Raw genomic sequence first — 23,489 nt, 5'->3', positions numbered from 1 at the left:
CGCTGAACGGAAAGGGCTGAATCTGGGCTTGCGCGTGCTGCAGCCATCATGCTCCATGCGCCATTCCCGCAGCTTAGAGTTCCGCCATGCTCAAAGATTTTTCCGTCCAGGCCCTGTTCATGGGGCTGCTGACCGCCTTCGTCGGCTCCGCCAGTTCCTTCGCCGTCGTGTTGCACGGGCTCGAGGCAGTCGGCGCGACGGATGCGCAGGCGGCGTCCGGGCTGATGGCATTGTCGATATCCATGGGCGTCTGCGCGATCGTGCTCAGTGCTGTGACGCGATTGCCGATCAGTATCGCTTGGTCGACACCGGGTGCGGCGCTGCTGGCAAGCACCGGGGCGATCGAGGGCGGCTTCAATGCGGCGGTCGGGGCCTTCCTGATCTGTGCCGCGCTGATCATCGTCGCCGGGCTGTTCAAGCCGCTCGGCCGGGCGGTTGCCGCCATTCCCGCGCCGCTTGCCAATGCGATGCTTTCCGGCGTGCTGATCGGCCTCTGCTTCGCGCCGGTGAAGGCAATCGGCTTCAATCCGCTGTTCGGGCTGCCGATCGTTGTCGCCTGGATCGTCGTCGGCGCTTTCAAGCGGCTCTGGGCGGTGCCGGCCGCACTCGCCGCCTTCGTGCTGGTGCTTGCCTTTGGCGTCGATATTCCCGAGGGCGCGTTCGCCTCGCTCGAGCGATCGCTGGTGCCGACGGCTGAAATCGTCCGGCCGGTGTTCAACCTTGCCGGTTTCGTGTCGATCGCGCTGCCGCTCTTCATCGTCACCATGGCCTCGCAGAACATTCCCGGCATCGCGGTGCTGAAGGTCAATCACTACGATCCGAAGCCCGGTCCGCTCTTTGCCGTCACCGGCTTCTTCTCGCTGCTGTCGGCGCCGTTCGGCGGCCACGCCGTCAATCTGGCGGCGATCACTGCGGCGATGTGCGCGGGCCAGGATGCCCATGCCGATCCGAAGCGGCGCTACTGGGCGTCGCTGATCGCCGGCGTCGGTTATATCATCCTCGGCTTGCTGGCCGGCGCGGTGACGGCCTTCGTCGCCCTGGCGCCTCCCATCCTGATCGAGGCGGTGGCGGGACTGGCGCTGGTCGGCGCCTTCTCGTCCTCGGCAATGTCGGCCTTCCAGGCGCCGGAATCGCGCGAGGCAGCGGCAATCACCTTCCTCGTCACCGCCTCCGGCATTTCCTTCGGCGGCATCTCGGGCGCCTTCTGGGGATTGATCGCGGGCGGCCTGATGCTCGCGCTGTCGCAGCTGGTGAAGATGGCGAAAGGCGGGGCTCAGTCGAAGTGAGGCAAGGTCGGCGTGCCGCGAGGGCTTGCCAGTTCCGCCGCCCAAGGTTATAAGCGCGGCCATGAAGACCACTGGCGCCAAGATTTCCGAGACGATTGCACGCGGCCGCATCGCCCTGCGTGACAATACGCGCGCCCTGACCTCGCTTCTTCTCCTCGGCCTTACGCGCGGTTGCCGGGTCCTTTGAGGAGCGCCCGGCGGCCGAAAGCCCGCCCGGCCATCGCTCCTCGCGACTCACTTTCAAAATTGACTTAACGACCGACAAGGTCCGCATTTGTTTATCGCCAAGCCCGACGTGATCGGCTAAGAGCGGGCAAATGCCGGGACGAGGAAACGATACGATGGACGCGAAGACGCAATCCCCCCGAGATAAGATGGCCTCCAAGAGCGAGATGAGCCCCGCAAAAGGCATGCCCGACGCCGCGGTGAAATACCGGGCCTATCCGCAGGTGAACATTCCCGACCGCACATGGCCGACGAAGACCATTACCAAGGCGCCGGTCTGGTGCTCGGTCGACCTGCGCGACGGCAACCAGGCGCTCGTCGACCCGATGGGCCACGATCGCAAGGCGCGCATGTTCCATCTGCTGATCGAGATGGGCTTCAAGGAAATCGAGATCGGTTTCCCCTCGGCTTCGCAGACCGATTTCGACTTCGCCCGCTGGTGCGTGGAGGAGGGCAACGTTCCCGACGACGTCTCCCTGCAGGTATTGGTGCAGTGCCGCCCGGAACTCATCACCCGCACCTTCGAAGCGCTGGAAGGCGCAAACCGGCCGATCGTGCATTTCTACAACTCCACCAGCGAGCTGCAGCGTCGCGTCGTCTTCGCCAAGGATGTGCAGGGCATCAAGCAGATCGCCGTCGATGCCGCCAAGATGATCACCGATATGGCCACGAAGGCTGGCGGCGGTTACCGTTTCGAATATTCCCCGGAGAGCTTTACCGGCACGGAACTCGATGTGGCGCTGGAGATCTGCAACGCCGTCATCGAGGTCGTCAAGCCGACGCCCGATAACAAGCTGATCATCAACCTGCCGTCCACCGTCGAGATGGCGACGCCGAACGTCTATGCCGACCAGATCGAATGGATGTGCCGCAACCTCGACAATCGCGAGAACCTGATCGTTTCGCTGCATCCGCATAACGACCGCGGCACCGGCATTGCCGCTGCCGAACTGGCACTGCTGGCAGGCGCCGACCGCGTCGAAGGCACGCTGTTCGGCAATGGCGAGCGCACCGGCAATGTCGACGTGGTGACGATGGCGCTCAACATGTTCACGCAAGGTGTTGATCCCGGCATCGACTGCTCGAACATCGAGCACATCAAGGAAGTGTTCGAATATTCGAACCAGATGGCGATCGGCGAGCGTCATCCTTACGTCGGCGAGCTGGTCTATACGGCCTTTTCTGGCTCGCATCAGGATGCGATCAACAAGGGCATGAAGGCAGCACAGGTCGCCAACCATCCCGTGTGGGAGGTCCCCTACCTGCCGATCGATCCGCGCGATGTCGGTCGTTCCTACGAGGCGATCATCCGCATCAACTCTCAGTCCGGCAAGGGCGGCATCGCTTATATCCTGCAGCAGGATTATGGGCTGAACCTGCCGCGTAACCTGCAGGTGGAATTCCGCGAGGATATCCAGCGTATCACCGACGTAGAGGGCAAGGAGCTTCCGTCGCGGCGCATCTACGACCGCTTCATCGAGCGCTACGTGACGCAGCCGGAAGGGCGCCTGCGCTTTGTTGACCATCACACCTATCCCGACACCGAGCACAAGGGCCAGCGGATCGTCGCAGCCGAGATCACCGACAATGGGGAGATCAAGCGCATCGAAGGGCGCGGCAACGGCCCGATCGACGGCTTCATCAATGCGCTGTCGCATTATCTCGGCATCGAGATGTCGGTCGAAGACTATTCCGAGCATTCGCTCCAGCATGGCTCGAACGCGGCGGCGATCTCCTATGTCGAGACTTCCTATCCCGGCGGCAAACTCTTCGGCGCCGGCATCAATACCAACATCGTCGCGGCGTCGCTGGAAGCGATCGTCTCGGCCGCCAACCGCGTGCTCGAGGTGAAGGCCGGCAAAGCCTGATCCGGGAACGAATCAGGCCGCGACCGGTGTCGGTGCGGCCTGACGAATAGGTTGGCTTCGTTGCGTCTTCCCTGAGCAGGAGCAATAAAGGCGTGCCGTGTGGCCCCCTCATCTGCCCTACGGGCACCTTCTCCCCGAGGGGAGAAGAGGGAGCAGGCCTTTCGCTATGCCTTCTACTACAGACGCTTTGAGGAGCCGAGACGTTGCCACACGTCTCTTCTCCCCTCGGGGAGAAGGTGCCGGCAGGCGGATGAGGGGGCGGCTGGTGCTGATGGTCGATTTTGCCATAAAACCGTTTCAGCTTCGCGGCACGCTCACCATTCGCCACATACGATAGGCGGAATCAGATCGCGGTGGCGATCTCCATGGCAAGCTGGCCGAGCGTTGCTTCGGCGGAGGGGCCGGCGAGTACGTAGGAGGTGCCGGCATTGTGCCAGGTCACGAGGCCGATCTCGTCCTTGATCGTTTCCTTGAAGTCGTCGGTCTCCGGCGGCTGCGCGTCCTTGCGGAAGCAAATGGAGATGATGTCGCCATCGGAATTAGAATAGACGAGCTGTCCGACAGGGCGGCTGTCGCCGAGGATGACGCGGGCACCCTGGAAGGTCCAGGCTTCGGCGCTCAAATCCGGCACGCGGAAGGGCACGCCGATCGCCGTCGTCAGCCAGCTGGAGATTTCCTCGGCCTGCGAGGCGGGCACTTCGACGAGATGACGGGGTTGGCGGATCAGCAGGCGCTGATAGGCGGTGACGTCGCCCAGCCAGTCGTTGGTATTGGCCGGTGCCGTATTGGTGGTAGCCGTGCTGGCAATCTCGTCGGCATCCGGCGCGGTGCCGACGAAATAGCCGATACCGCAACCGACGACAAAGAGGATCAGGGCAGCGGCCAGCGCCTGCGGGCCGCTCGGCGCCAGTTTCACTTGCGGGCGCGTGGCGCGCTGGGCGATCGGCGTCTTCGGCGGCTGCGTGCTCTTGATCGAGCGGACGAGGGCGAGCGGTACCGGCTCCTTCAGGATATCGTCGAGGCGGCGGCGGCCGAAATCAGCCCCGTGGCGCAGCTTCTCATGCAGCCTGCGTGCATTCTCGTCGCTTGCCAGACGCTGCTCCAGTTCGTGCCGCTGTTCGGGCGAGACTTCGCCGTCGAGAAGGGCGGTGAGCTGGGCCTCGAGCGGCAATTTCCTAAGATCGAGCAAATTCAGAACCTGTGGATCGGGTGGGTGCCGGCAAGCCCGGCGAAATGCAGCCTCGCGGTAGCGAGCTGCGAAACGACGTTTGCCACCGGAATGCCCATGATGTCGGCCGCCTGCTGGTAGCTGTGACCTTCGACGTCGACCAGCAGGAACATGCTGGAAACGCCATCCGGCATATCGGAAATCATGTGATGGATGGTGTCGGGATCGACCGCGGCCGAGCGTTCGCGCGCGGCCTCGCGAATATCGGTGACGTTGCCGCGGACGGAAGCCTTCGGCTTGCGCTTGCGGTTGTCGTCGGTCCATTGCTGGCGGGCAAGCGTGTAGATCCAGCTTTCCAGCCGGCCTTCGCCGCTCCATTGATGACCTTTGGAGATGGCGCGCTGACAGACGGCCTGAACGAGTTCATCGGCCACGGCAACCTCACCCGCGAGCGTGATCGCGAAGCGGCGAAGGCGGGGCAGGAGGCCGACGAGATCACGCCGGAGATCGATGGTCGTTGCGGGCTGACGCATTGTCTATCCAAGAAGCATTCACAATGGTTTCGCGGACGAAGGGTTCGCCGTCGGGCGCGAAACCGACTTTATCGACGCCGTCGATGCATGTGCTTTATGAAACAAGTCTCCTGCACTTCGCAAGCATCCGGTCGTCTTCATCCCTCTTTCCCAAGGGATTTTCGTATTATGGCCTGCAAAGCTTGCGTCAATATGTTTTGTAGCCGTTCAAGCTTTGCAGCAGGGAGCGATAGGCCCAGGTGCCTTCGCCGCCACGATCACGGATTTCGACAAGCTGGACGCGAGCGCCCTGGATGTCTCCCTGTTCGACCAGCGCCATGCCCATATAGGAGCGGGCGAGGATATAATTCTCGTCCGCCTGCAGCGCCTTGCGGTAGTAGGACATGCCGAGTTCCATGCGGCCGGCCTTGCGGTTGGCGTAGCCGAGATAGTTCAGGACGCGCGGGTCGTTCTGGTTGCGAGCGAGATTGAGAACGGTGATGGCGTTGTCATACTGGCCGGCATAGGCAAACTCGCGGGCGAACTGATAGAGATCGTCGTCGTTGAAGCTGCTCTTCTTCGGGTTGACGCATTCCTTCTTGGTCTTGTCCCAGACCTTGCCGCCGGTGCAGACCTTGGTCGTCTGGGTCTTCGGCGGCGGATTGGTATCATCATTGCTGTCGCCGGCCGCGAAAGCGGCCGTGGCGATGCCGAAGGCAAAGCCGGCGGCGAGCGAAAGTCGGGACAGGTGGCGGAAAGAAAAAGTCATCGGCGCGCTCCGTTCTCAAGCAATGCAGTTGCTCGGATTGTACGCTTACCACTAAAAATACCAAGAGGGTAAGCAACCTCCATGGCAAATGTTGCGACGGTGGCTTGATGTCCTCGCGGATCGATTCAACTGCTGCACAAAAAGAGGCCGGAGATGACGTTAAGGCGCGAAAATATCGGCGCTTTCCGGCATCACCGCGTCGCCGGCCCTGTTGAGGCTGAAGCGCTCGCCGCTGAGCTCCCAAGCGCCGGGAGAGCCGTCGATGGAGAAGAGGTTGTAGGCGGCGGGCGGCTTGATGCTGCCCGGTCCCTGCGAGGCAGAGGCGATGCCGACGACCGGTACTGGCTGCATCTGGCCACGCAGCCAATGCAGCGTGTTCAGGTGCGTATGGCCGTGCAGCACGAGTTCGGCGCCGCCCGTCGAAATCACGGCAGCGAAGCGGCGGATGCCGATCATCCGTTTGTAGAAGGCCGTGGCGCCGCGGATCGGCGGGTGATGGATCATGACGACGCGGAAGAGACCGGCTTCGCCAGCCGCACGCAGTATGTTGACGGTATCGCGGGCCTGTCGCGCGCCGAAAAAGCCAGAGGCGGCGAAGGGCGGAGTGGCGACCGCCGTCGAACAGCCGACAATCGCGACTTTGCCGCGAACGCGCAGATAAGGAAAGATATGGCGGTCGTCCTGCCATTGCGGCGGAGCGAGATCGCCGCGGACATAATCGTACCAGGCGCGCATCGACTTCTCGTAAGAGCCGGGCACATAGGCATCGTGATTGCCGGGAACGACCGACGTGTCTGCGGGATCACCGAGCTCGCGCAGCCAGGCGGCGGCCGAGCGGATCTCGATGCCGCTCGCCAGATTGACGAGGTCGCCGGTGACGGCCAGGTGATCGGCCTGATGGGCGCGGATGTCGTCGAGCAGCAGATCCAGCGTGCTGCCGAAAAGGTGCTTGCGTCGATTTCGATGCCAGTTCACAAAGCCTGTTATGCGTTTTGAAAACAGCTCCTGAATGGAAAGACTGGGCAACGGCCCGAGGTGGACGTCGGAGATATGCGCGAGCTTGAACATGCTACGAGACATAGACCAGCTTATTGACAAATCAAACACATCCGGCGCGATGAAGAGCTGAAACGGAGCGATGGTGGATAAAGAGAACCGGCCCCTTCACATGAGGCTGGCGTTGCGCCTGCTGCATGTCTATTTCAGCTTCGTCCGCAGCATGACCGTGGGCGTGCGGGCTGCCTGTTTCGATGCAGACGGGCGCATCTTTCTCGTCCGCCACAGCTATATCGGCGGCTGGCACATGCCGGGCGGCGGGCTGGAGCGCAACGAGACGGTCGAGGAAGCGCTCATCAAGGAATTGCGCGAGGAAGGCAACCTCAGGATCATCGGCAAGCCGCAGCTGTTCCAGGTCTATTTCAATACCACGACCACAAAGCGCGACCATGTCGTCTTCTACCGCGCGACCGTCGAGCAGACGGCGCCGCGGCCGCCGGACTGGGAGATATCCGACAGCGGCTTTTTTTCCCTCGACAGCCTGCCCGAGGGCACGACGAAGGCGACGCATCGCCGTCTCGCCGAGCTTCGCGGCGAGCAGGAGCCCGCCCACCGCTGGTGAACCTCAGGCAGCCATTCAAACTGCTACAGAGTCCTTTGCGCGTCTGAAAAGACGCGCGGCGCTGTAGCGCGGCCGTGCGGACTGTCGAGATCGAGTGCTGGGCCGATGGGAACGATGCCGGTCGGATTGATCGTCTTGTGGCTGCGGTAATAGTGCTGCTTGATGTGATTGAGGTTCACCGTCTCGGCAACGCCTGCCGTCTGGTAGAGGTCGCTGAGATAGCCGGGCAGGTTGCGGTAGTCGGCGATGCGGCGGATGTTGCACTTGAAATGGCCGACATAGACGGCGTCGAAGCGCACTAGCGTGGTGAACAGGCGCCAGTCGGCCTCGGTCTGACGGTTGCCGAAGAGGTAGCGGCCCTTGCCGAGGCGTTCGTCGAGCATGTCGAGTGTTTCGAACAGTGTGTCGACGTTTTCGGCATAGGCCTCCTGGGTGGTGGCAAAGCCCGCCTTGTAGACGCCGTTATTGACGGTGTCGTAGACGGTGGCGTTCAGCGCATCGATTTCGGAGCGAAGGTCCTCGGGATAGAAATCGGCTGTCGAGCCGGTCAGCCCGTCGAAGGCACCGTTGAACATGCGGATGATCTCGGCGGATTCGTTGTTGACGATCGTGCCGGTCTTCTTGTCCCAGAGCACGGGAACGGTGACACGGCCGGAATAGTGCGGATCGGCTTTGACGTAGATCTGCCAAAGCGCGGACGCGGCGAAGAGGTGGTCGCCGGTGGCGCCGTCGCCGACCTTGAACTCCCAGCCGTTCTCGAGCATCAGCGGATCGACGACGGAAACCGAGATCAGCTCTTCGAGCTTCTTCAGCTTGCGGAAGATCAGCGTGCGGTGCGCCCAGGGGCAGGCGAGCGAGACATAGAGATGGTAACGCCCGGACTCGGCCTTGAAGCCGCCGCTGCCGGAAGGGCCGGCCTCACCGTCCGATGTCACCCAGTTGCGGAACTGTGAGGGCTGCCGCTTGAAATGGCCCTTACTCTCCTTCGTGTCGTACCAGGCGTCATGCCAGACGCCGTCCACCAGCATTCCCATGGTGTTCATTTCCTTGATTGCGTGTTGAAACGGAAGATATCGCAGATGGCAGGGCTTTACAGGCGGCAAAGATTGAACAGTGCGTCACGTCGCGCATTTTGCGTTGGACGTTGGAAATTTTTCCTGCTATCGGCCTTTTCACGATTTTCGGACCCCTGCTTGATGTTCATTTCCAGAAACCCGCGACGACGCTGATGCTCCCGAACGCCCAAGGCGTGTTCGAGACCCATCAATCTGTCCATCCGGTTTCTGTCATCATGTACAAGCACGATCTCGTCTACCTCACCGAAGACGCGTCTCATGACGCCGCCATCGAACACATCAACGAAGAAGCCTTCGGTCCCGGCCGCTTCACGCGCGCTGCCGCGCGCATCCGTGAGCAGGGACCGCATGATCTGTCGCTCTCCTTCATCTGCACCGATAATGGTGAGACGATCGCCTCCGTGCGCATGACGCCGGTGCTGGCCGGCACGGTGAAGGGACATCTGCTCGGCCCGCTCGCCGTCCGCCCCTCCCACAAGAACAAAGGCATCGGCCGGGAACTGGTGCGGATTGCCGTGGAGGCGGCAAGACGCAAGGGCTCGGAAGCCGTCATCCTCGTCGGCGATCCACCCTATTACGGCCCGCTCGGCTTCGAGAAGGTGGCCTACAACGCGCTGTCTTTTCCAGGCCCGGTCGATCCCGGTCGTGTGCTCGTCGTTCCGATCGCCGAGGGCGTGCACGCGCGGCTGAAGGGCACGATCGCCTGGCGCGAATGATCTTGCACAGCCCGCTAGAGACTTTTCCGGAGGAAGCTGTGCGTACGGCCGGGTCACCTTGCCGTCGGTATCGCGGATGAGGACGGCGAGCGGGCGGCGATCCAAGGGCCGACATCGCTGGTGTTGAAGGCCCGACAGCGCATCGGTGATCACCGCCAATTCCTCCGGCGAGGGCGACGAGGTGAGCTCGAAATTCCGGCATGAGATTAGCGCCCTTCGCGCCACCACATGGCGCCGAAGGCGAGCAGCAGGATGCCGACGCCGGCGAAACCGGCAAAGAGCGGCAGCGTGTTGATGCCCTTCAAGACCGTCTCGTTGGTCATGCGGATCATCATGCGATCGTTGTCGGAGACGCGGACCTGGCCGCGCACCGGCAGGATCGGCGGCACGGAGATCGCGCCATTTGCGTTGGAGACGCGGGCGACGAGACCCTTGCTTCTGTCGGCGACCGGCTGCAGTACATCGGTCGTCGAGATCATCGCCTTGAATTCCGGTGCGTCGACAGCGCCGATATGGACAAGCGTCGACAGCCGGCCGTTGCGGATTTCGAAGAGGCCGATTTCGTCCATCCTCTTCTCGGCCTTGTAAAGTCCCGGTTCGGACTGGGTGAGCGGCAGGGTTTCGGTCTTGCCGGAAGGATAACGCACGGTGGCATTGCCGGGATTGTCGCCGATCGTCTGGCGGGTGACTTCAAGGGTCCGGCCGGAGGCGCGCGCCGTCAGCGCTTCTTCCTCGAGCGCCGGCTCCTTCATCAGCCAATGGGCGATACGGCGATAGAGCGAAACGTTCGGACCGCCGCCTTCGAAGCCGCGCGCCCAGAGCCAGCCCTGATCGGAAAGCAGCATGGCGACGCGGCCCTGGCCGGCTCGGTTCAGCACCAGTAGCGGATGGTTGTCGGCGCCGAGCATGATCGTCTCGCCCTGCGGCCGGTCGACATCGACGCTGCGGAACCAGCGGCCCCAATGCGGCGGATCCTCGCCCGAACCGTCCAGACCGCGCGTGACGGGATGTTTGCGGCCTTCCTCGGAGAGGCGGGGATAGAAGGCCTTTTCGATCATCTCTCCGGTGGGCGTTGCGGGCAGAACCGAGGAAAGCGGCGTCAGTGCAATGGAATCGGGGCCGGCGTGTTCGGGACCGGCGGCGATCAGCAGCGCGCCGCCATTGTCGACATATTGCGCGATGTAATCGTAATAGAGCAGCGGCAGCACGCCGCGGTGCTGGTAGCGATCGAAGATGATCAGGTCGAAATCCTTGATCTTGTCGACGAAGAGCTCGCGCGTCGGAAAGGCGATCAGCGACAGCTCGTTGATCGGCGTGCCGTCCTGCTTTTCCGGCGGACGCAGGATGGTGAAGTGGACGAGATCGACCGAGGCATCGGATTTCAGCAGGTTGCGCCAGGCGCGCTCGCCGGCATGCGGCTCGCCGGAGACGAGCAGGACGCGGAGATTCTGGCGGATGCCGTCGATGACGTGGACAGCGCGGTTGTTGGCAGTGGTGACTTCGCCGGGAAGTGCTGCGACCGAGAATTCGAGCACATTGCTGCCGCCACCCGGCACCTTGAAGGAGAAGGGCGTATCCTGCCCGGGTGTCGCCTGCAGGGTGGCGATCTCGTCACCATTCAGCTTTACCGTGACATCGGCTGTGCCGCCGGGGCTCGGGCCGTCGTCGAAGACGCGCAAGATCACCTGCTGCTCTTCGTTGACGATGCCGAAACGCGGTCCCTTGATGACTTCGATGCGGCGATCGAATTCGTTGGCCTTGCCGGTTACGAGGCCATGGATCGGCGCGTCGAAACCGAGCGCCTGATTGGCGCCCGGAACATCATGGACTTCACCGTCGGTCAGCATGATGGCGCCACCGATACGGGCGGGCGGGACATCGGCAATGTTGGCCGACAGCGCGTCGAACAGGCGCGTGGACGGCACGTCGGAATTGACGTCGCCTTCGACATCAACGAAGCGGGGTTCAATCTGGGGGAAGCGGGCAAGCTGTCCCTTCAAGGCCGCAAGCGCATCGTCGGTCATCTTGACGCGATCGGGCGTCTGCTGGCTCTGGCTTCGATCGACAAGAACGGGAACGATCGTCGACAACTGATCCCGATCTTCCTGCAGCAGCACAGGATTGGCAAGCGCGGTCAGCATGGCGAGTGCTGCCAGCGTTCTGATCCAGGCGCCTCGAATGCCGCGCCAGATGGCGAAGGCGGCGATGATCGTGCTGACGACAGCCAATGCAGCCAGAACCGACCAGGGCAGGAAGGGCGAAAAGTCGAATGTCATCTCATTGTCCTAACCGTTCGAGGAGGTCGGGAACATGGACCTGGTCGGTCTTGTAGTTGCCGGTCAGCATGTACATCATGATGTTGACGCCGGAACGGTAGGCATATTCGCGCTGCGTTTCATCCGACGGTACGGTCGGCAGTATCGGTACGCCGTTTTCGTCGATCGCCCAGGCGCCGGCGAAATCATTGCCGGTGATCAGGATCGGCGAAACGCCGTCGGCCGTCGCCGCCGATTTTTCGCTCGGCCCCTGACCGCCTTGCCGGGCCTCGATCCAGAGAGGGCTGCCGGCATAACGACCGGGAAAGCTCGACAGGAGATAGAAGGATTTCGTCAGCACGTGATCTGATGGTACCGGCTCGAGCGGCGGAATGTCGAGATTGGCGAGGATTGCCTGCAGCCTCTCACCGTTGGCGCTGACATTGCCGCCATTGTCCAATGCGCTGATCTGATCGCGCGTATCGAAAAGCACGGTGCCGCCATTGCGCATATAGGCATCGATACGGCTGATCGCCGCCGTCGACGGCATCGGCGCCGTTGCCGAAACCGGCCAGTAGATGATCGGATAGAAGGAGAGCTCGTCTTTGGTGAGGTCGATGCCGACGGGCGGCGCCGGCTCCAGCGTCGTGCGAAAAGTCAGGAACTGGGTCAGTCCCTCGAGGCCGCGCTCGGATATATTGTCCACGTCCTGTTCGCCGGTGACGACATAGGCGAGGTGCGTGTTATCAAGTCTCTGCAGGATGAGGTCGTCGCCGGGCTGGGAGTCGTCGGCGTGAAGCGTGCCGGGTTGGATGAGAAAGCCGGCGCCGACGGCGACCGCGATCATCGCGGCGGTGCGGACAGCCGGGCGCAATCGCGAGAATGCGCCATTCATGAAGAGGACGATCAGGCTATCGGCCAAGAGCAGCAGAAAGGCTGCGAGAAAGAGTGCGGGTTTTGCCGACCAGCTTTCGCCGCCGATCAGGCCTTCGCGCACGGCATTGGTTCCTGTTGTGTCGAGCGGTTTCAGTTCGGCGTTCTCGGGCAGCACGTTCAGGGAGGTGAAACCATCCTCCGAACCGTAGAGCCCGGGTGGGTTGTCGAAATTCGCCGTCGGTTCGACTCCGGCCTGTGGAATGAGCGGCCGCGCCGATCCCGTCTCGGAGACGAGCGTGCCCTTGGCCGTCAGCATGCGGAATGGCGGCAGGGTTTCGGAGACACGCGCATTGCCGCGCGCCTCCGGTGTCACGCCGCCCGAGCGCGATATCTGCAGGAGGTGACGCAGCATGTCGACGAAAGTGCCTGAGATCGGCAGATCGGACCAGGTCGCTTCCGCGGTGACGTGAAACAGGACGATCTGGCCGGAGGCGATCTGCTTCATCGTGACGAGCGGCGTGCCGTCAGCCAGGCTTGCCCAGGTGCGTTCGGCAAGATCGGGTGTCGGTTCGGCAAGCACTTGCCGCTTGACGACGACATCGACGGGACGCGCTATGCCGGCGAAAGGCCCGATACTCGGAAATTCGGCCAGCGACTGCGGCTCGCTCCAGGACAAGGTGCCACCCAGCGCCCGTTCTCCCTGACGCAGGATGACAGGGATCAGCGGATCGTCCGCAGGGGCTGCCGCCATGCGCGGGCCGGCAAAACGCAGGAGCATGCCGCCATTCGATATCCAGCGCGTCAAAGGCTCGTAGGTCTCCTCCGGCAGCCGGCCGATATCGGCCATGATGATGATGGAGGGATTGCTGGCGAGAAGTTTTGGTATTGCGACCGAAAGGTCGGAATCTGCAGGCTGGATCAGATCCGCATAGGGTTGCAGCGCCCGCTGGATATAATAGAGCGGCGAGAGCAGCGGCTGGAACTCGTCGCCTCCTTCACCTGACAGCAGGACGACGCGGCGGCGCTTGAATGCGTCGTCGAGAAGGTGGACGGCGCCTGCCGTCGCGCCATTGTCGACGCTGACGCGCGCGAAATCGTTGCGCATCTCGAAGGGGGCGGTGATCGAACTCGTCGCGACGCTCTGGCCGGGGCGGAAATCCGCCCTGCCATTGGCGATCGAGCGGCCCTGGGTATCGACGGCGTTCAGCGCTACCGATGCGGCCTGCGAACTGTTGAGCCGCGTGACCTTGACGGTCATGGCATCAGCCGCATTGTTGGCCGTGGTGATAGCGACTGTCCGCGCGGCATCGCCCTCGATCAGACGCAGATCGGCGGGTTGGAGTTCGGCGAGCCTGCGCACCGTCGCGTCGTCGGGCTTGGCGGCGGCGCCGTCGGTCAGGAAGGCGAGGGTACCGGGCTTGATGCCGTTCAGCGCGGCGCGCAGCGCCTGGAAGGCGCGTTCGCGGTCCGGTACCAGCGGTCGCGGCTCGGCGGCGCGCAGCTTGTCGCGGGCGCTCGCGGCTGTGCCGGGCACGGCGTCGTTGGTCGGATCGGCGGTGAAGGCGATCGACACTGGCGTGCCGGCGGATTCGGCATCGTCTATCAATGCGTCGGCGGTCTGGATGCGGCGCTCCCAGTCGGGTGCCGCTGCCCAGCTGTTGTCGACGAAAAGGACGAGCGGGCCACCTGATGCTAGCGAACTGGTGCGTGGATTGAAAACCGGATCGGCGATCGCAAGGATGATGGCGGCAGCGAGCAGCATGCGCAGCAGCGTCAGCCACCACGGGCTTTGCGCCGGCGTCTCCTCGCGCTTCAGCACGGAGGCTAGAATTTTCAGCGGCGGAAAGACTTCGGTCTTCGGACGTGGCGGCGTCAGCCGCAGCAGCCACCAGATGACGGGCAAGGCAAGGAGCGCGCCGAGAATGGCGGGATAGGCGAAAGCGAAGGGAAGGGCGTTCATAGCTGCCCTCCATGCGTTGCCTTGGCCGGCATGCCGGACAGATACATGTGGACCGCGACCAGCGCCTCCGACGCAAGATGATCGGTGCGGTGGCTCGCGAAAGTCCAGCCGAGATGGCGCAACGACTGGCCGAGGCTCTCCCTGCGGGCGAGGTAGGCGTTGCGATAGGCCTCGCGGATATGTTCGGCGCGGCCGGAGATAAGTTTGGCGCCGCTCTCCGGATCAGTGAATTCGGTGCGGCCGTTATAGGGGAATATCTCTTCGGCGGGATCTGAAATCTCGACCACGTGGCCGCGCAAGCCGCGGCGGGCAAGCGGGCCGAGCCGTTCCATGATTGCCGGCGCATCGTCGAGGAAATCGCCGATAAGGACGAGGTCGCTCCAGCCGCGGATCATCGACGTTTCCGGCAGGCCGCCGGTCAGCGGCGTGTGCATGAGCGCGGCTGCGAGGCGTTCGGAGGCGTTGCGGGCGGAGGCGGGCTCCATGATGCCGGGACAACCGATGCGCTCGCCGGAGCGGGCGAGGATTTCGGCAAGCGCCAGCATGATGACCAGCGCGCGGCTTTCCTTGGAGACGCTGCCATAGCTCGACTTGTACATCATCGAGGGCGACATGTCGCACCAGAGCCAGATCGTGTGCGCTGCCTCCCATTCGCGCTCGCGCACATAGGTATGATCGTCGCGGGCGGAGCGGCGCCAATCGATGCGCGACAGGCTCTCTCCCTCGGCATAGGGACGGAACTGCCAGAAATTCTCGCCGATGCCACGCTTGCGACGGCCATGCCAGCCGGCAATCACCGTGTTGGCGATGCGCTTGGCTTCCACCAGGCAGTCCGGCACCAGGGCGGCCCGCTGCCTGGCGCGGGAAAGGGCATCGCTGCCGGGTGTCGGATTGACGATCTGTCCGATAGATGCCACGCGTCCGGCTTCCTTATCCCTTTGCCTGCTTGACCAGTCCGGCGATGACATCGCGCACCGACATGCCTTCGGCGCGAGCGGCGAAAGTCAGCGCCATGCGGTGCTGGAGAATGGGTTCGGCGAGCGCGAAGATATCGTCCAGAGACGGTGCGAGACGGCCTTCGTAGAGCGCGCGGGCACGCGCGCAGAGCATCATCGCCTGGCCGGCGCGCGGGCCTGGACCCCAGGCGACGTTCTTGTCGGTCGAGGCATTGCCCTGTCCTGGGCGGGCGGAACGCACCAGCGCCAGGATGGCATCAACGACCGTATCGCTCACCGGCATCTGGCGCACCAGGGTCTGGATCTCGATCAGCCGCTGGGCATCGATGATGGCTTCCGGCCGGGTTTCGCCCAGGCCCGTCGTCTCGAGCAGGATCTGGCGCTCAGCGGCGAGTTCGGGGTAGTGGACGTCGACCTGCAGCAGGAAGCGGTCGAGCTGGGCTTCGGGCAGAGGATAGGTGCCTTCCTGCTCGAGCGGGTTCTGGGTGGCGAGCACATGGAAAGGCGCCGGCAGGTCATAGCGCTGGCCGGCGATCGTGATGTGATATTCCTGCATGGATTGCAGAAGGGCCGACTGGGTACGCGGCGAGGCGCGGTTGATCTCGTCGGCCATCAGGAGTTGGGCAAAGACAGGGCCCTTGACGAAACGGAAGGAGCGGCGTCCACTGTCGTCCTGGTCCATCACCTCGGAGCCGAGAATATCAGAGGGCATCAGATCCGGCGTGAACTGGATGCGGTTGGCGGCAAGGCCGAGCACCTCGCCGAGCGTCGTCACCAGTCTGGTCTTGGCGAGGCCGGGAACGCCAACGAGCAAGGCATGACCACCTGACAGCACAGCGAGAATGGTGTTCTCGACGACGCTTTCCTGACCGAAGATCACTTTCGAGACTTCCCCGCGGATGGCGGCGATATCGGAGAGCGCCTTTTCGGCGGCGGCGACGATCGCCTTTTCATCGAGGCTGGCTTCGGTCTTCATCATACCCATGCGTATCTCCAACGGCTGAAATCATTCGGCAGCGAATCGGCGGACTTATACATGTGCCTCATACCCGATAGAGTTATGGAGATGTGACGGGCTGACAAGTTCGTTGCGAATGACTATCTCGTGACTTTACTTCGTTAAGGACAAACCGGGACGGAAGAATGGCAGCCGAGGAAATCAGCGGACAGGCGGATGCGGCGGGACTTGCCGCACTGATTTCGCGCGCGTCTCAGGAAAATGCCGGTAAAAAACGAGGGTTACCGCCGGTCGAGCGATGGAATCCGCCTTTCTGCGGCGATATCGACATGGAAATCCGGGCCGACGGCACCTGGCTCTACATGGGCACGCCGATCGGTCGACCGGCGCTGGTGCGGCTGTTCTCGACGGTTTTAAGAAAAGACGACGACCAGAAGACCTATCTCGTAACTCCTGTGGAAAAAGTCGGGATAAGGGTCATCGATGCTCCTTTCATCGCCGTGGAGATGAGCGTGACGGAGGGGCAGGACCAACAGGTGCTGACCTTCCGCACCAATGTCGGCGATGTCGTGGAGGCGGGAGGAGAGCATCGGCTGCGCTTTGCCATTGCGGGCGAGAATGCCGAACTGAAACCCTATCTGCATGTGCGCGGGCGGTTGGAGGCGTTGGTGTCGCGTGCAGTGATGTATGAACTGGTGGCGCTCGGCGAGACGCTCGAGGTCGAGGGACAGGCGATGTTCGCCGTCCGCTCCGCCGGAGAGGTCTTTGCGATGATGCCGGCCGATGAACTGGATGCACTTTGCCGATGAATGATGCGATCACCCACCGCTACCCGCTGTTTTCCGCAGCCGAATTCCGCCGCCGTGCGCTCAACCAGAATGGTGGGCCGGTCGATCATGCCTGGCGCGATCACGGGGACCACATCCTCAACCCCGATATCGTCGCCGAAGTCGAGACCTTCAAGCTGCGCGACGCCGCCGTGCTCGTGCCCGTCGTCGACGACGGCGAGGAGGCGCATGTGATCTTCACCAAGCGAACGACGACGCTGCGCAAACATTCCGGGCAGATCGCCTTTCCCGGCGGCTCGATCGATCCCGCCGATATCTCGCCCGAAATGGCGGCGATCCGTGAGACGGAGGAGGAGATCGGCCTGGCCGGTTCCTTCGTCGAAACCGTCGGGCGGCTGCCGAATTATCTTGCCTCGACGGGCTTTCGCATTACGCCGGTGCTCGGCGTCGTCTCCCCGGGCTTTGCGCTGACGCTGAACCCGACCGAGGTGGACGACGTGTTCGATGTGCCGCTTTCCTTCCTGATGGATCCTGCCAATCACACCCGCGACAGACGTGTCATCGACGGCATCGACCGGCATTTCTACCGCGTGCCCTATGAAACCAGAATGATCTGGGGCATCACTGCCGGCATCGTCCGCACGCTTTATGAAAGGCTTTATGCATGACCGGCATCGCCGACCAAGCATGGTTCCGCGACCCGGCGCTTGGCCGGATCTTAGCGCTTCTCAACGCCGATGGCGGGGAAGCTCGGGTGGTTGGCGGTGCGGTGCGCAACAGCCTGATGGGCCTGCCGGTCAATGATGTCGACATCGCCACGACACTCACACCGGAGGCGGTGATGGAGCGGGCGGCGGCGGCTGGCATCAAGGCAGTCCCAACCGGCCTCGAGCACGGCACAGTGACGCTCGTCATCGACGGCAAGCCCTTCGAGGTGACGACCCTTCGCACCGACGTCGAGACCGACGGGCGCCATGCCAAGGTTGCCTTCAGCACTGACTGGAAGGCAGATGCCGAACGGCGGGATCTGACGATCAACGCGCTTTATGCCGATGCGGGGGGCGAGGTGGTGGATCTTGTCGGCGGACTTGCCGATATCGAGACGCGCAACATCCGCTTCATCGGCGATGCCGCAAGGCGTATTGCCGAGGATCATCTGCGCATCCTGCGCTTCTTCCGCTTCTTTGCCTATTACGGTTCCGGGCGGCCGGATGCCGAGGGGCTGAAGGCATGTTCCCTCGCGCGTTCGAAACTGACGACACTTTCGGCAGAACGCGTCTGGTCTGAACTGCGAAAGCTGCTTGGTGCCGACGATCCCGGCCGCGCTCTGCTGTGGATGCGGCAGGTGGCCGTGCTGACGGAAATCCTGCCGGAAACCGAACGATGGGGGATCGATGCGATCCCCTCGCTGATCGCCACCGAAAAGGCGCTCGGCTGGACGCCCGATCCGCTGCTGCGTCTTGCGGCGATCGTGCCGCCCGATGCGGCGCGTATGGAGGCGCTTGCCGCCCGGCTCAAGCTCTCGAATGCGGAAGCGGCCACTCTCAAGGCCTGGACCATGGCAGCGCCTGTTAATGACGACATGTCACCGGCGGCCTTCGAACGGCTGCTTTACCGCAACGGCGCCGACGGCATCATGACACGGCTGAAGCTGGCGCTTGCTGTTGCACGCGGCAAGGCTGAAGGCGATTTCGACGAAATGGCGCGGTCGGCGCGGCTCATCAAGCTGCTGGACAGGGCAGTGCAATGGCAGAAGCCTCGGTTTCCGCTGAATGGCGGCGACGTGATTTCGGCAGGAGTGGCGTCCGGCCCGCGCGTCGGCGAGCTGCTCGCCGGCCTGGAAGACCAATGGGTGGAGGAAAATTTCGTTTCCGACCGGGCGGCGCTGCTCGCCCGGCTGCAGGAACGCGTGCAATAATCAGGCGGCGGTCGCTTCGTCGCGAATGCGAGCCTTGATATTATCCACCATGTTCTCGCGGATTATGGTCTCGCCGTGAGCATTTTTCAGGTGCTCGACGGCACGGCGGACCACCTCGGCGTCGCTATCTGCCCGTGTATGCCAGGCGCAGCCCGGAACGAGAGTGCCGCATTCGAAAAGTCGCATGGTCTTCTCCTCTGTTCGAAACACAACGACGATCGCGATCTTACGCGATTTATGAATGTGCGGGGGGAGGGAAGGTTCCGGCCGGCAATCGACATGCCGGCCAGTAAAGGCCGTGTCAGTCGGGCATCGCCCAGGCTTTGTAGGTATCCAAGAGGTGGCCGGGCATGTTGCTGTTGGCGGCCGCGGCTTCGTTCTGCAGCTGTTCCGGCGATTTCCCGCCGGCCAGTTGCAGCTTGACCTGCTCGATGAAGCAGGACAGCGGCAGATCCGAGCCGCTCTTGGCCCGCAGTTTCTCCGCGATGCGCGTCAGAAACTCGGACGTGTCGATCGTGCGGGATGTTTCCTGGACATCCGTGGACGTAGGCAAGCCACTTTGTATCGTCATGACAATCCTCCTCCGATTGTTACGCACAGACATATAAAGTTAGGACGCGCTGAATTTTCGTGAAGGTCTACAACTCGAATTTATCGATGAGATATCACAGTCTCATGGCCAACGTACGACGGGGGGCAACGATGAGAGAATGGATTCAACGTTGCCGCCGGTTTTCAGGCCGAAGATCGTGCCACGATCATACAGCAGATTGAATTCGACGTAGCGGCCACGGCGGATCAATTGTTCGTCGCGATCGGCCTCTGTCCACAACTTGTTGAAGTTGGAGCGGACGATTTTCGGATAGACCATGGCGAAGGCTCGGCCGACATCGCGGGTGAAGGCGAAATCGGCGTCCCAGCCGCCGGCTTCCTCGCTTGAATGCAGCCAGTCGTAGAAGATGCCGCCGATGCCGCGGGCTTCGTTGCGGTGTTTCAGGAAGAAATATTCGTCGCACCAGGCCTTATAGGCATCGTAATCGGCGACGGCATGATTGCGGCAGGCGATATCCATGGCCTTGTGAAAGAGCTGGCTATCTTCGTCCTCCTGCGTGCGGCGGCGCGACAGCACCGGCGTCAGGTCGGCGCCGCCGCCGAACCAGCGGCTGGTGGTGACGACCATGCGGGTGTTCATATGCACGGCCGGAACGTTGGGGTTGACGGGATGGGCGATCAACGAGATGCCCGAGGCCCAGAAACGCGGATCGTCCTTGGCGCCGGGTATCTGGGCGCGGAAATCCGGGGCGAATTCGCCGTAGACGGTGGAGGTATGGACGCCGACTTTTTCGAAGACACGACCTTCCATCATCGACATCCGGCCACCGCCGCCGGCACCGTTTTCGCGTGACCAGTCCTTGGCGGCGAAGCGGCCGGGCTCCTGGTCGGAGAGCGGCCCTTCCAACTCGTCCTCGAGGGCCTCGAAGGAAGCGCAGATCGTATCGCGCAATCCCTCGAACCAATTGCGGGCGGCAGCCTTCTTGTCTTCGATATCGTCAGGCAAGCCGATCGGCAGTTCCGGTCTTTCCATTTACGCCTCCGACGGTCGACATCTCTTTGGGAGGCGACTCGCTCATTCTTCATTGCACGCCATGATTAGCAGTTGGTGCCGCATCTCGCCAAGCCGAGGCAAGCACCAGGCGCTTCCAAGATTCGACTCGCAAATCGAGAATTTCGATATTACCTTTTTCCGAGGAGGTAGTTTGATGAAAAAAGTTCCAGGGCCTCCGTCCTTCGACGGCCTGAAGCGCAGGATAGCGAGACATCGGGCGGAAAATCCCCCGAGCAAGAAAGACCATTTCGTGCGTGAGACATATTGCCTCGGCCTCATGGACGCACGCGCCAAGGCGCGCGAATGGTTCGACGAATATCCGAAAGCCGCTTACTGGACCGAGGTGGAAAGCTGGCGCCAGCTCGACGGCGACCAGATCGAATTCACCATGCGCCGACTGCCTTCGGCAGACTGACCGTCACTTCGCAGTCGCCCGCACGCGGCTTTCGATCAGCAGGCCGTTTTCATCCATGATCGGATGCGCCACCGAGACGATGTGGGCGTTGATGCGCTTCAGGTCGCGCAGCATGTCGAGATGCAGCGAACTCGTCTGCAGGCTGTCGGCGCGGCCGTCACGCAGGCGTTCGAGGTGACGCTCGGCAGACTGTTTTTCCATCCGGCGCACCTCGACCTTTACCTCCATCATCTGGCGCGCGAGATTGAAATCACGGGTGACGAAGATCGTCTGGGCGACGCGCAGATTATCGATCGTCAGATCGAACAGCTTGCGCAGTTCCTGATGACCATCCTCTGAAAATTTCAGGCCAAGGGAGATCTTCTTCGCCACCTGTTCCAGCAAGCCCTTCTCGATGATATCGCCCATATGTTCGAGGTTGATCGCATAATCGATGACGACGATCGAGCGGCGAGCATTCTCGTCGCTGAGACCCTCGCGGCCGAGCTTCGAGAGATAGACCTTCACCGCCTGCTGCAGCCGGTCGACGCGCTCTTCGAGGGCGGATATCTCGGCAAGCTTGGATGCGTCGTTACGCTCGAAGGCTTCGGAGACCCGGATCAGCATGCGCTCGATCAAGTCGCCGACGCCGAGCACTTCGCGGGTAGCGCTGGCGAGGGCCACGACCGGCGTCGAAAGCTCCTGCGCATCCAGATATTTTGGAGCGCTGTCAGGCTCGGCCTGATCCGGCACTAGCCGGGCCATCAGGGCGGCGAGCGGCCGGGAGAATGGCCAGGCCAGCGCCGCCAGCAGAAGGTTGAAGGCAAGATGCGCGTCGACCGGCAGCTTGGCAGGACCGAAGGGCAGCATTTGGATGAGTTCCGCGCCATATCCCGCCAGCGGCAGGGCGATGAGGCAGCCGAGCGTGCGGACGGCGAGATTGCCGAGGGTGACGCGCCGAGCCGAGACCGGGCCGGACAATGTCGCGACGACGGGCGGTATTGCGCCGCCGAGATTGGCGCCGAGCACGAGCACGATGACGAGTTCGGCGGAGACCATGCCGGCCGAGGCGAGCGACAGGATGAGCACCACCACCGCAAGGCTCGACGAGGATGCGAAGGCAAGTGCTGCCGAGACGATCATTGCCACGGGCAGGGCGCCGTCCAGCAGGCCGATGAAGGCGGCAAGGGCGGGAGAGGCGCGCATCGGTTCCGTCGCAAGGCCAAGGAGGTGCAGCGACAGTAGCATCAGCCCGATGCCGATCAGCGCTGTGCCGCCGCCCTGACTGGCGCTGGAACGGCCGCGGCAAAGCACGATGCCGGCAAGGATCAGAAGCGGCGAGAGCCATTCGATGCCGGTGGCGACGATCCAGGCGGTGATCGCGGTGCCGACATTGGCGCCGAGCAGGACGATCTGGGCCATGCGCGGCTTGATCAGGTCACGCTCGACGAAGGAGGCCGTCATCAGCGCGGTTGCCGTGGAGCTCTGCAGCGCGATGGTCGCGACGAGGCCTGACAGGAAAGAACGAAGGCTGCCGCGTGTGCCGGTCGCCAGACCTGTTCTCAGGCGGGCGCCGAAGGCCCTGGACACGCCATCCTTCACCTGGGCGAGGCCGAACAGCAGCAAGGCCACGGCGCCGAACAGGTTGATCATGATGATTGTAGAGTCCATTTTGTTGTTTTTATTCTTCTTTCACAGATCTGGAGAAATGCTGTTTTCCTCACTTGGCCGTTCCAACTTATTGGAATCGTGGAGGCCAATACTGAATTTTTGATTGTCCGGCTAATAAATATACGCCGGTTTGACGGATAGACAACGTTATTCTGCGACATATTCTGGAGTGGATCGGCAATTTCGCGGGCTTTGCTCCGCCGGCGCCCGCTTTCGTCAGGCCCAAACGGTTTGGCGCATCGCCTCGCCGACGATCATCGCGGCGGAGACGGCGACGTTGATCGAGCGCTGGCCTTCGACCATCGGGATCAGGATGCGGGCATCGGCTGTTTCATGCACCTGATCCGGCACGCCGGCGCTCTCGCGGCCGAAGAGCAGGACATCGTCCGGGCGGAAGGCAAAATCGGTGTAGCGCTCCGCAGCCTTTGTCGAGGCGAGGATCAGGCGGCGGCCGGTGGTCAGACGCCACGCCTCGAAGCGGTCCCAGCTGACATGGCGGGTGAGGGCGGCGGTGGCGATATAGTCCATGCCGGCCCGTTTCAGGTTGCGGTCGGAGATGTCGAAGCCGGCGGGTTCAATCAGATCGACCGCGAAGCCAAGGCAGGCGGCAAGACGCAGGATAGTGCCGGTATTGCCGGGAATATCCGGCTGATAGAGTGCCAGTCTGAGTGAAGTCATGATGCGCCGTTTTCCGCTTTCGCCGCTCAAGGCCTAATGCAACTGTGATTTCGGCGCAACAGGGCGCGTTTTGACCCGAAGAGATGAAATTTTTGGCACAACAGGGCTGGAAAATTCCTCGTTTTCGCGTTATCGGTGTATATCTTCAATCGCCAGCAAGGAGCGCCAGAATGAATATTTTGCTGTATGTG

22 protein-coding genes and 2 pseudogenes are annotated in these 23,489 nt (G+C 62.6%); 9 read left to right on the top strand and 15 right to left on the bottom strand.

Going from position 1 to position 23,489, the window contains the following annotated elements; genetic code table 11:
- Positions 1-55 precede the first annotated feature (55 nt).
- The 3 genes and pseudogenes from OIU37_RS08245 (at position 56) to leuA (ending at position 3,379) form a co-directional block, all read left to right on the top strand.
- A pseudogene (locus OIU37_RS08245) lies at positions 56-1,286 on the top strand (benzoate/H(+) symporter BenE family transporter).
- 61 nt (positions 1,287-1,347) lie between these two features.
- Complete coding sequence (locus OIU37_RS08240) at positions 1,348-1,473, top strand: hypothetical protein (protein ID WP_264257098.1); 126 nt, start codon at positions 1,348-1,350, stop codon at positions 1,471-1,473.
- Positions 1,474-1,627: 154 nt separating this feature from the next.
- Positions 1,628-3,379, top strand: a complete 1,752-nt coding sequence (gene leuA / locus OIU37_RS08235) for a 2-isopropylmalate synthase (protein WP_264257097.1) — start codon at positions 1,628-1,630, stop codon at positions 3,377-3,379.
- Between the two features lie 343 nt (positions 3,380-3,722).
- Here the strand turns inward: leuA and OIU37_RS08230 are convergent, their stop codons facing one another.
- The 4 genes from OIU37_RS08230 to OIU37_RS08215 all read right to left on the bottom strand — a co-directional run bounded on the left by OIU37_RS08230 (position 3,723) and on the right by OIU37_RS08215 (position 6,896).
- Positions 3,723-4,568, bottom strand: a complete 846-nt coding sequence (locus OIU37_RS08230; protein WP_168310613.1) for an anti-sigma factor — start codon at positions 4,566-4,568, stop codon at positions 3,723-3,725.
- Positions 4,569-4,570: 2 nt separating this feature from the next.
- Positions 4,571-5,080, bottom strand: coding sequence for an RNA polymerase sigma factor (locus OIU37_RS08225; protein ID WP_003541801.1), 510 nt, complete (start codon positions 5,078-5,080; stop codon positions 4,571-4,573).
- Between the two features lie 187 nt (positions 5,081-5,267).
- Entirely contained in the window at positions 5,268-5,828 is a 561-nt protein-coding gene (locus OIU37_RS08220; protein WP_264257096.1) for a hypothetical protein, read from the bottom strand.
- A gap of 159 nt (positions 5,829-5,987) precedes the next feature.
- Entirely contained in the window at positions 5,988-6,896 is a 909-nt protein-coding gene (locus OIU37_RS08215) for a metallophosphoesterase (protein WP_171604359.1), read from the bottom strand.
- A 70-nt stretch (positions 6,897-6,966) separates the two neighbouring features.
- Here OIU37_RS08215 and OIU37_RS08210 point away from each other — a divergent pair, with 70 nt between their 5' ends.
- Positions 6,967-7,446 (top strand): NUDIX domain-containing protein, encoded by a 480-nt coding sequence (locus OIU37_RS08210; RefSeq protein WP_171604221.1) that lies wholly within the window; start codon positions 6,967-6,969, stop codon positions 7,444-7,446.
- A gap of 23 nt (positions 7,447-7,469) precedes the next feature.
- Here the strand turns inward: OIU37_RS08210 and OIU37_RS08205 are convergent, their stop codons facing one another.
- The gene (locus tag OIU37_RS08205; RefSeq protein ID WP_171604220.1) at positions 7,470-8,480 is read right to left on the bottom strand and encodes a glutathione S-transferase family protein; all 1,011 of its coding nucleotides are present in this window, start codon (positions 8,478-8,480) and stop codon (positions 7,470-7,472) included.
- A 194-nt stretch (positions 8,481-8,674) separates the two neighbouring features.
- On the opposite strand from OIU37_RS08205, the gene OIU37_RS08200 reads away from it, so the two are divergent.
- Positions 8,675-9,238: a GNAT family N-acetyltransferase gene (locus OIU37_RS08200; protein WP_003541792.1), complete on the top strand. Its 564-nt coding sequence runs from the start codon at positions 8,675-8,677 to the stop codon at positions 9,236-9,238.
- A 51-nt stretch (positions 9,239-9,289) separates the two neighbouring features.
- On the opposite strand, the pseudogene OIU37_RS08195 reads toward OIU37_RS08200, so the two are convergent.
- The 5 genes and pseudogenes from OIU37_RS08195 to OIU37_RS08175 form a co-directional block, all read right to left on the bottom strand.
- Positions 9,290-9,445: pseudogene (locus OIU37_RS08195) on the bottom strand (GNAT family N-acetyltransferase); the annotation flags it as partial.
- A complete protein-coding gene (locus tag OIU37_RS08190) occupies positions 9,445-11,514 on the bottom strand; it encodes a hypothetical protein (RefSeq protein WP_171604219.1) in 2,070 nt (689 codons plus the stop codon). The gene OIU37_RS08190 and the pseudogene OIU37_RS08195, both read right to left, overlap by 1 nt.
- 1 nt (position 11,515) lies before the next feature.
- Positions 11,516-14,329 (bottom strand): DUF4159 domain-containing protein, encoded by a 2,814-nt coding sequence (locus tag OIU37_RS08185; protein ID WP_171604218.1) that lies wholly within the window; start codon positions 14,327-14,329, stop codon positions 11,516-11,518.
- The gene (locus OIU37_RS08180; RefSeq protein WP_171604217.1) at positions 14,326-15,246 is read right to left on the bottom strand and encodes a DUF58 domain-containing protein; all 921 of its coding nucleotides are present in this window, start codon (positions 15,244-15,246) and stop codon (positions 14,326-14,328) included. The genes OIU37_RS08185 and OIU37_RS08180 overlap by 4 nt, the downstream gene beginning before the upstream one ends.
- Before the next feature lie 13 nt (positions 15,247-15,259).
- Entirely contained in the window at positions 15,260-16,270 is a 1,011-nt protein-coding gene (locus OIU37_RS08175) for a MoxR family ATPase (protein ID WP_129419697.1), read from the bottom strand.
- 158 nt (positions 16,271-16,428) lie between these two features.
- On the opposite strand from OIU37_RS08175, the gene OIU37_RS08170 reads away from it, so the two are divergent.
- Genes OIU37_RS08170 through OIU37_RS08160 form a run of 3 tightly spaced genes read left to right on the top strand, consistent with a single transcriptional unit; the run spans position 16,429 to position 18,949 of the window.
- Positions 16,429-17,052 (top strand): DUF1285 domain-containing protein, encoded by a 624-nt coding sequence (locus OIU37_RS08170; protein ID WP_264257095.1) that lies wholly within the window; start codon positions 16,429-16,431, stop codon positions 17,050-17,052.
- Complete coding sequence (locus OIU37_RS08165) at positions 17,049-17,699, top strand: CoA pyrophosphatase (RefSeq protein WP_171604215.1); 651 nt, start codon at positions 17,049-17,051, stop codon at positions 17,697-17,699. Before OIU37_RS08170 ends, OIU37_RS08165 begins: the two co-directional genes overlap by 4 nt.
- Positions 17,696-18,949, top strand: coding sequence for a CCA tRNA nucleotidyltransferase (locus OIU37_RS08160; protein WP_264257094.1), 1,254 nt, complete (start codon positions 17,696-17,698; stop codon positions 18,947-18,949). The genes OIU37_RS08165 and OIU37_RS08160 overlap by 4 nt, the downstream gene beginning before the upstream one ends.
- Here OIU37_RS08160 and OIU37_RS08155 read toward each other — a convergent pair whose 3' ends face one another.
- From OIU37_RS08155 to hemF, 3 genes are all read right to left on the bottom strand, one after another.
- Complete coding sequence (locus OIU37_RS08155) at positions 18,950-19,135, bottom strand: DUF1059 domain-containing protein (RefSeq protein WP_171604213.1); 186 nt, start codon at positions 19,133-19,135, stop codon at positions 18,950-18,952.
- A gap of 115 nt (positions 19,136-19,250) precedes the next feature.
- On the bottom strand, positions 19,251-19,520 hold the full coding sequence (locus tag OIU37_RS08150) for a hypothetical protein (RefSeq protein ID WP_171604212.1): 270 nt from the start codon (positions 19,518-19,520) through the stop codon (positions 19,251-19,253).
- 102 nt (positions 19,521-19,622) lie between these two features.
- Positions 19,623-20,534, bottom strand: coding sequence for an oxygen-dependent coproporphyrinogen oxidase (hemF, locus tag OIU37_RS08145; protein ID WP_264257093.1), 912 nt, complete (start codon positions 20,532-20,534; stop codon positions 19,623-19,625).
- Positions 20,535-20,709: 175 nt separating this feature from the next.
- On the opposite strand from hemF, the gene OIU37_RS08140 reads away from it, so the two are divergent.
- Positions 20,710-20,970: a hypothetical protein gene (locus OIU37_RS08140; RefSeq protein ID WP_003541775.1), complete on the top strand. Its 261-nt coding sequence runs from the start codon at positions 20,710-20,712 to the stop codon at positions 20,968-20,970.
- A gap of 3 nt (positions 20,971-20,973) precedes the next feature.
- Here the strand turns inward: OIU37_RS08140 and OIU37_RS08135 are convergent, their stop codons facing one another.
- Both OIU37_RS08135 and OIU37_RS08130 read right to left on the bottom strand, forming a co-directional pair.
- On the bottom strand, positions 20,974-22,620 hold the full coding sequence (locus tag OIU37_RS08135) for a Na/Pi cotransporter family protein (RefSeq protein ID WP_264257092.1): 1,647 nt from the start codon (positions 22,618-22,620) through the stop codon (positions 20,974-20,976).
- Positions 22,621-22,836: 216 nt separating this feature from the next.
- Entirely contained in the window at positions 22,837-23,298 is a 462-nt protein-coding gene (locus OIU37_RS08130; protein WP_264257091.1) for a tRNA (cytidine(34)-2'-O)-methyltransferase, read from the bottom strand.
- Positions 23,299-23,489 lie beyond the last annotated feature (191 nt).

Origin of the sequence: Rhizobium sp. BT-226, assembly GCF_025847085.2 — a bacterium.
In the GTDB taxonomy this organism is placed as follows: Bacteria; Pseudomonadota; Alphaproteobacteria; order Rhizobiales; family Rhizobiaceae; genus Rhizobium; species Rhizobium sophorae.
The sequence above is the reverse complement of the archived record's forward strand: the minus strand, read 5'-3'. Positions and strand labels throughout refer to the sequence as shown.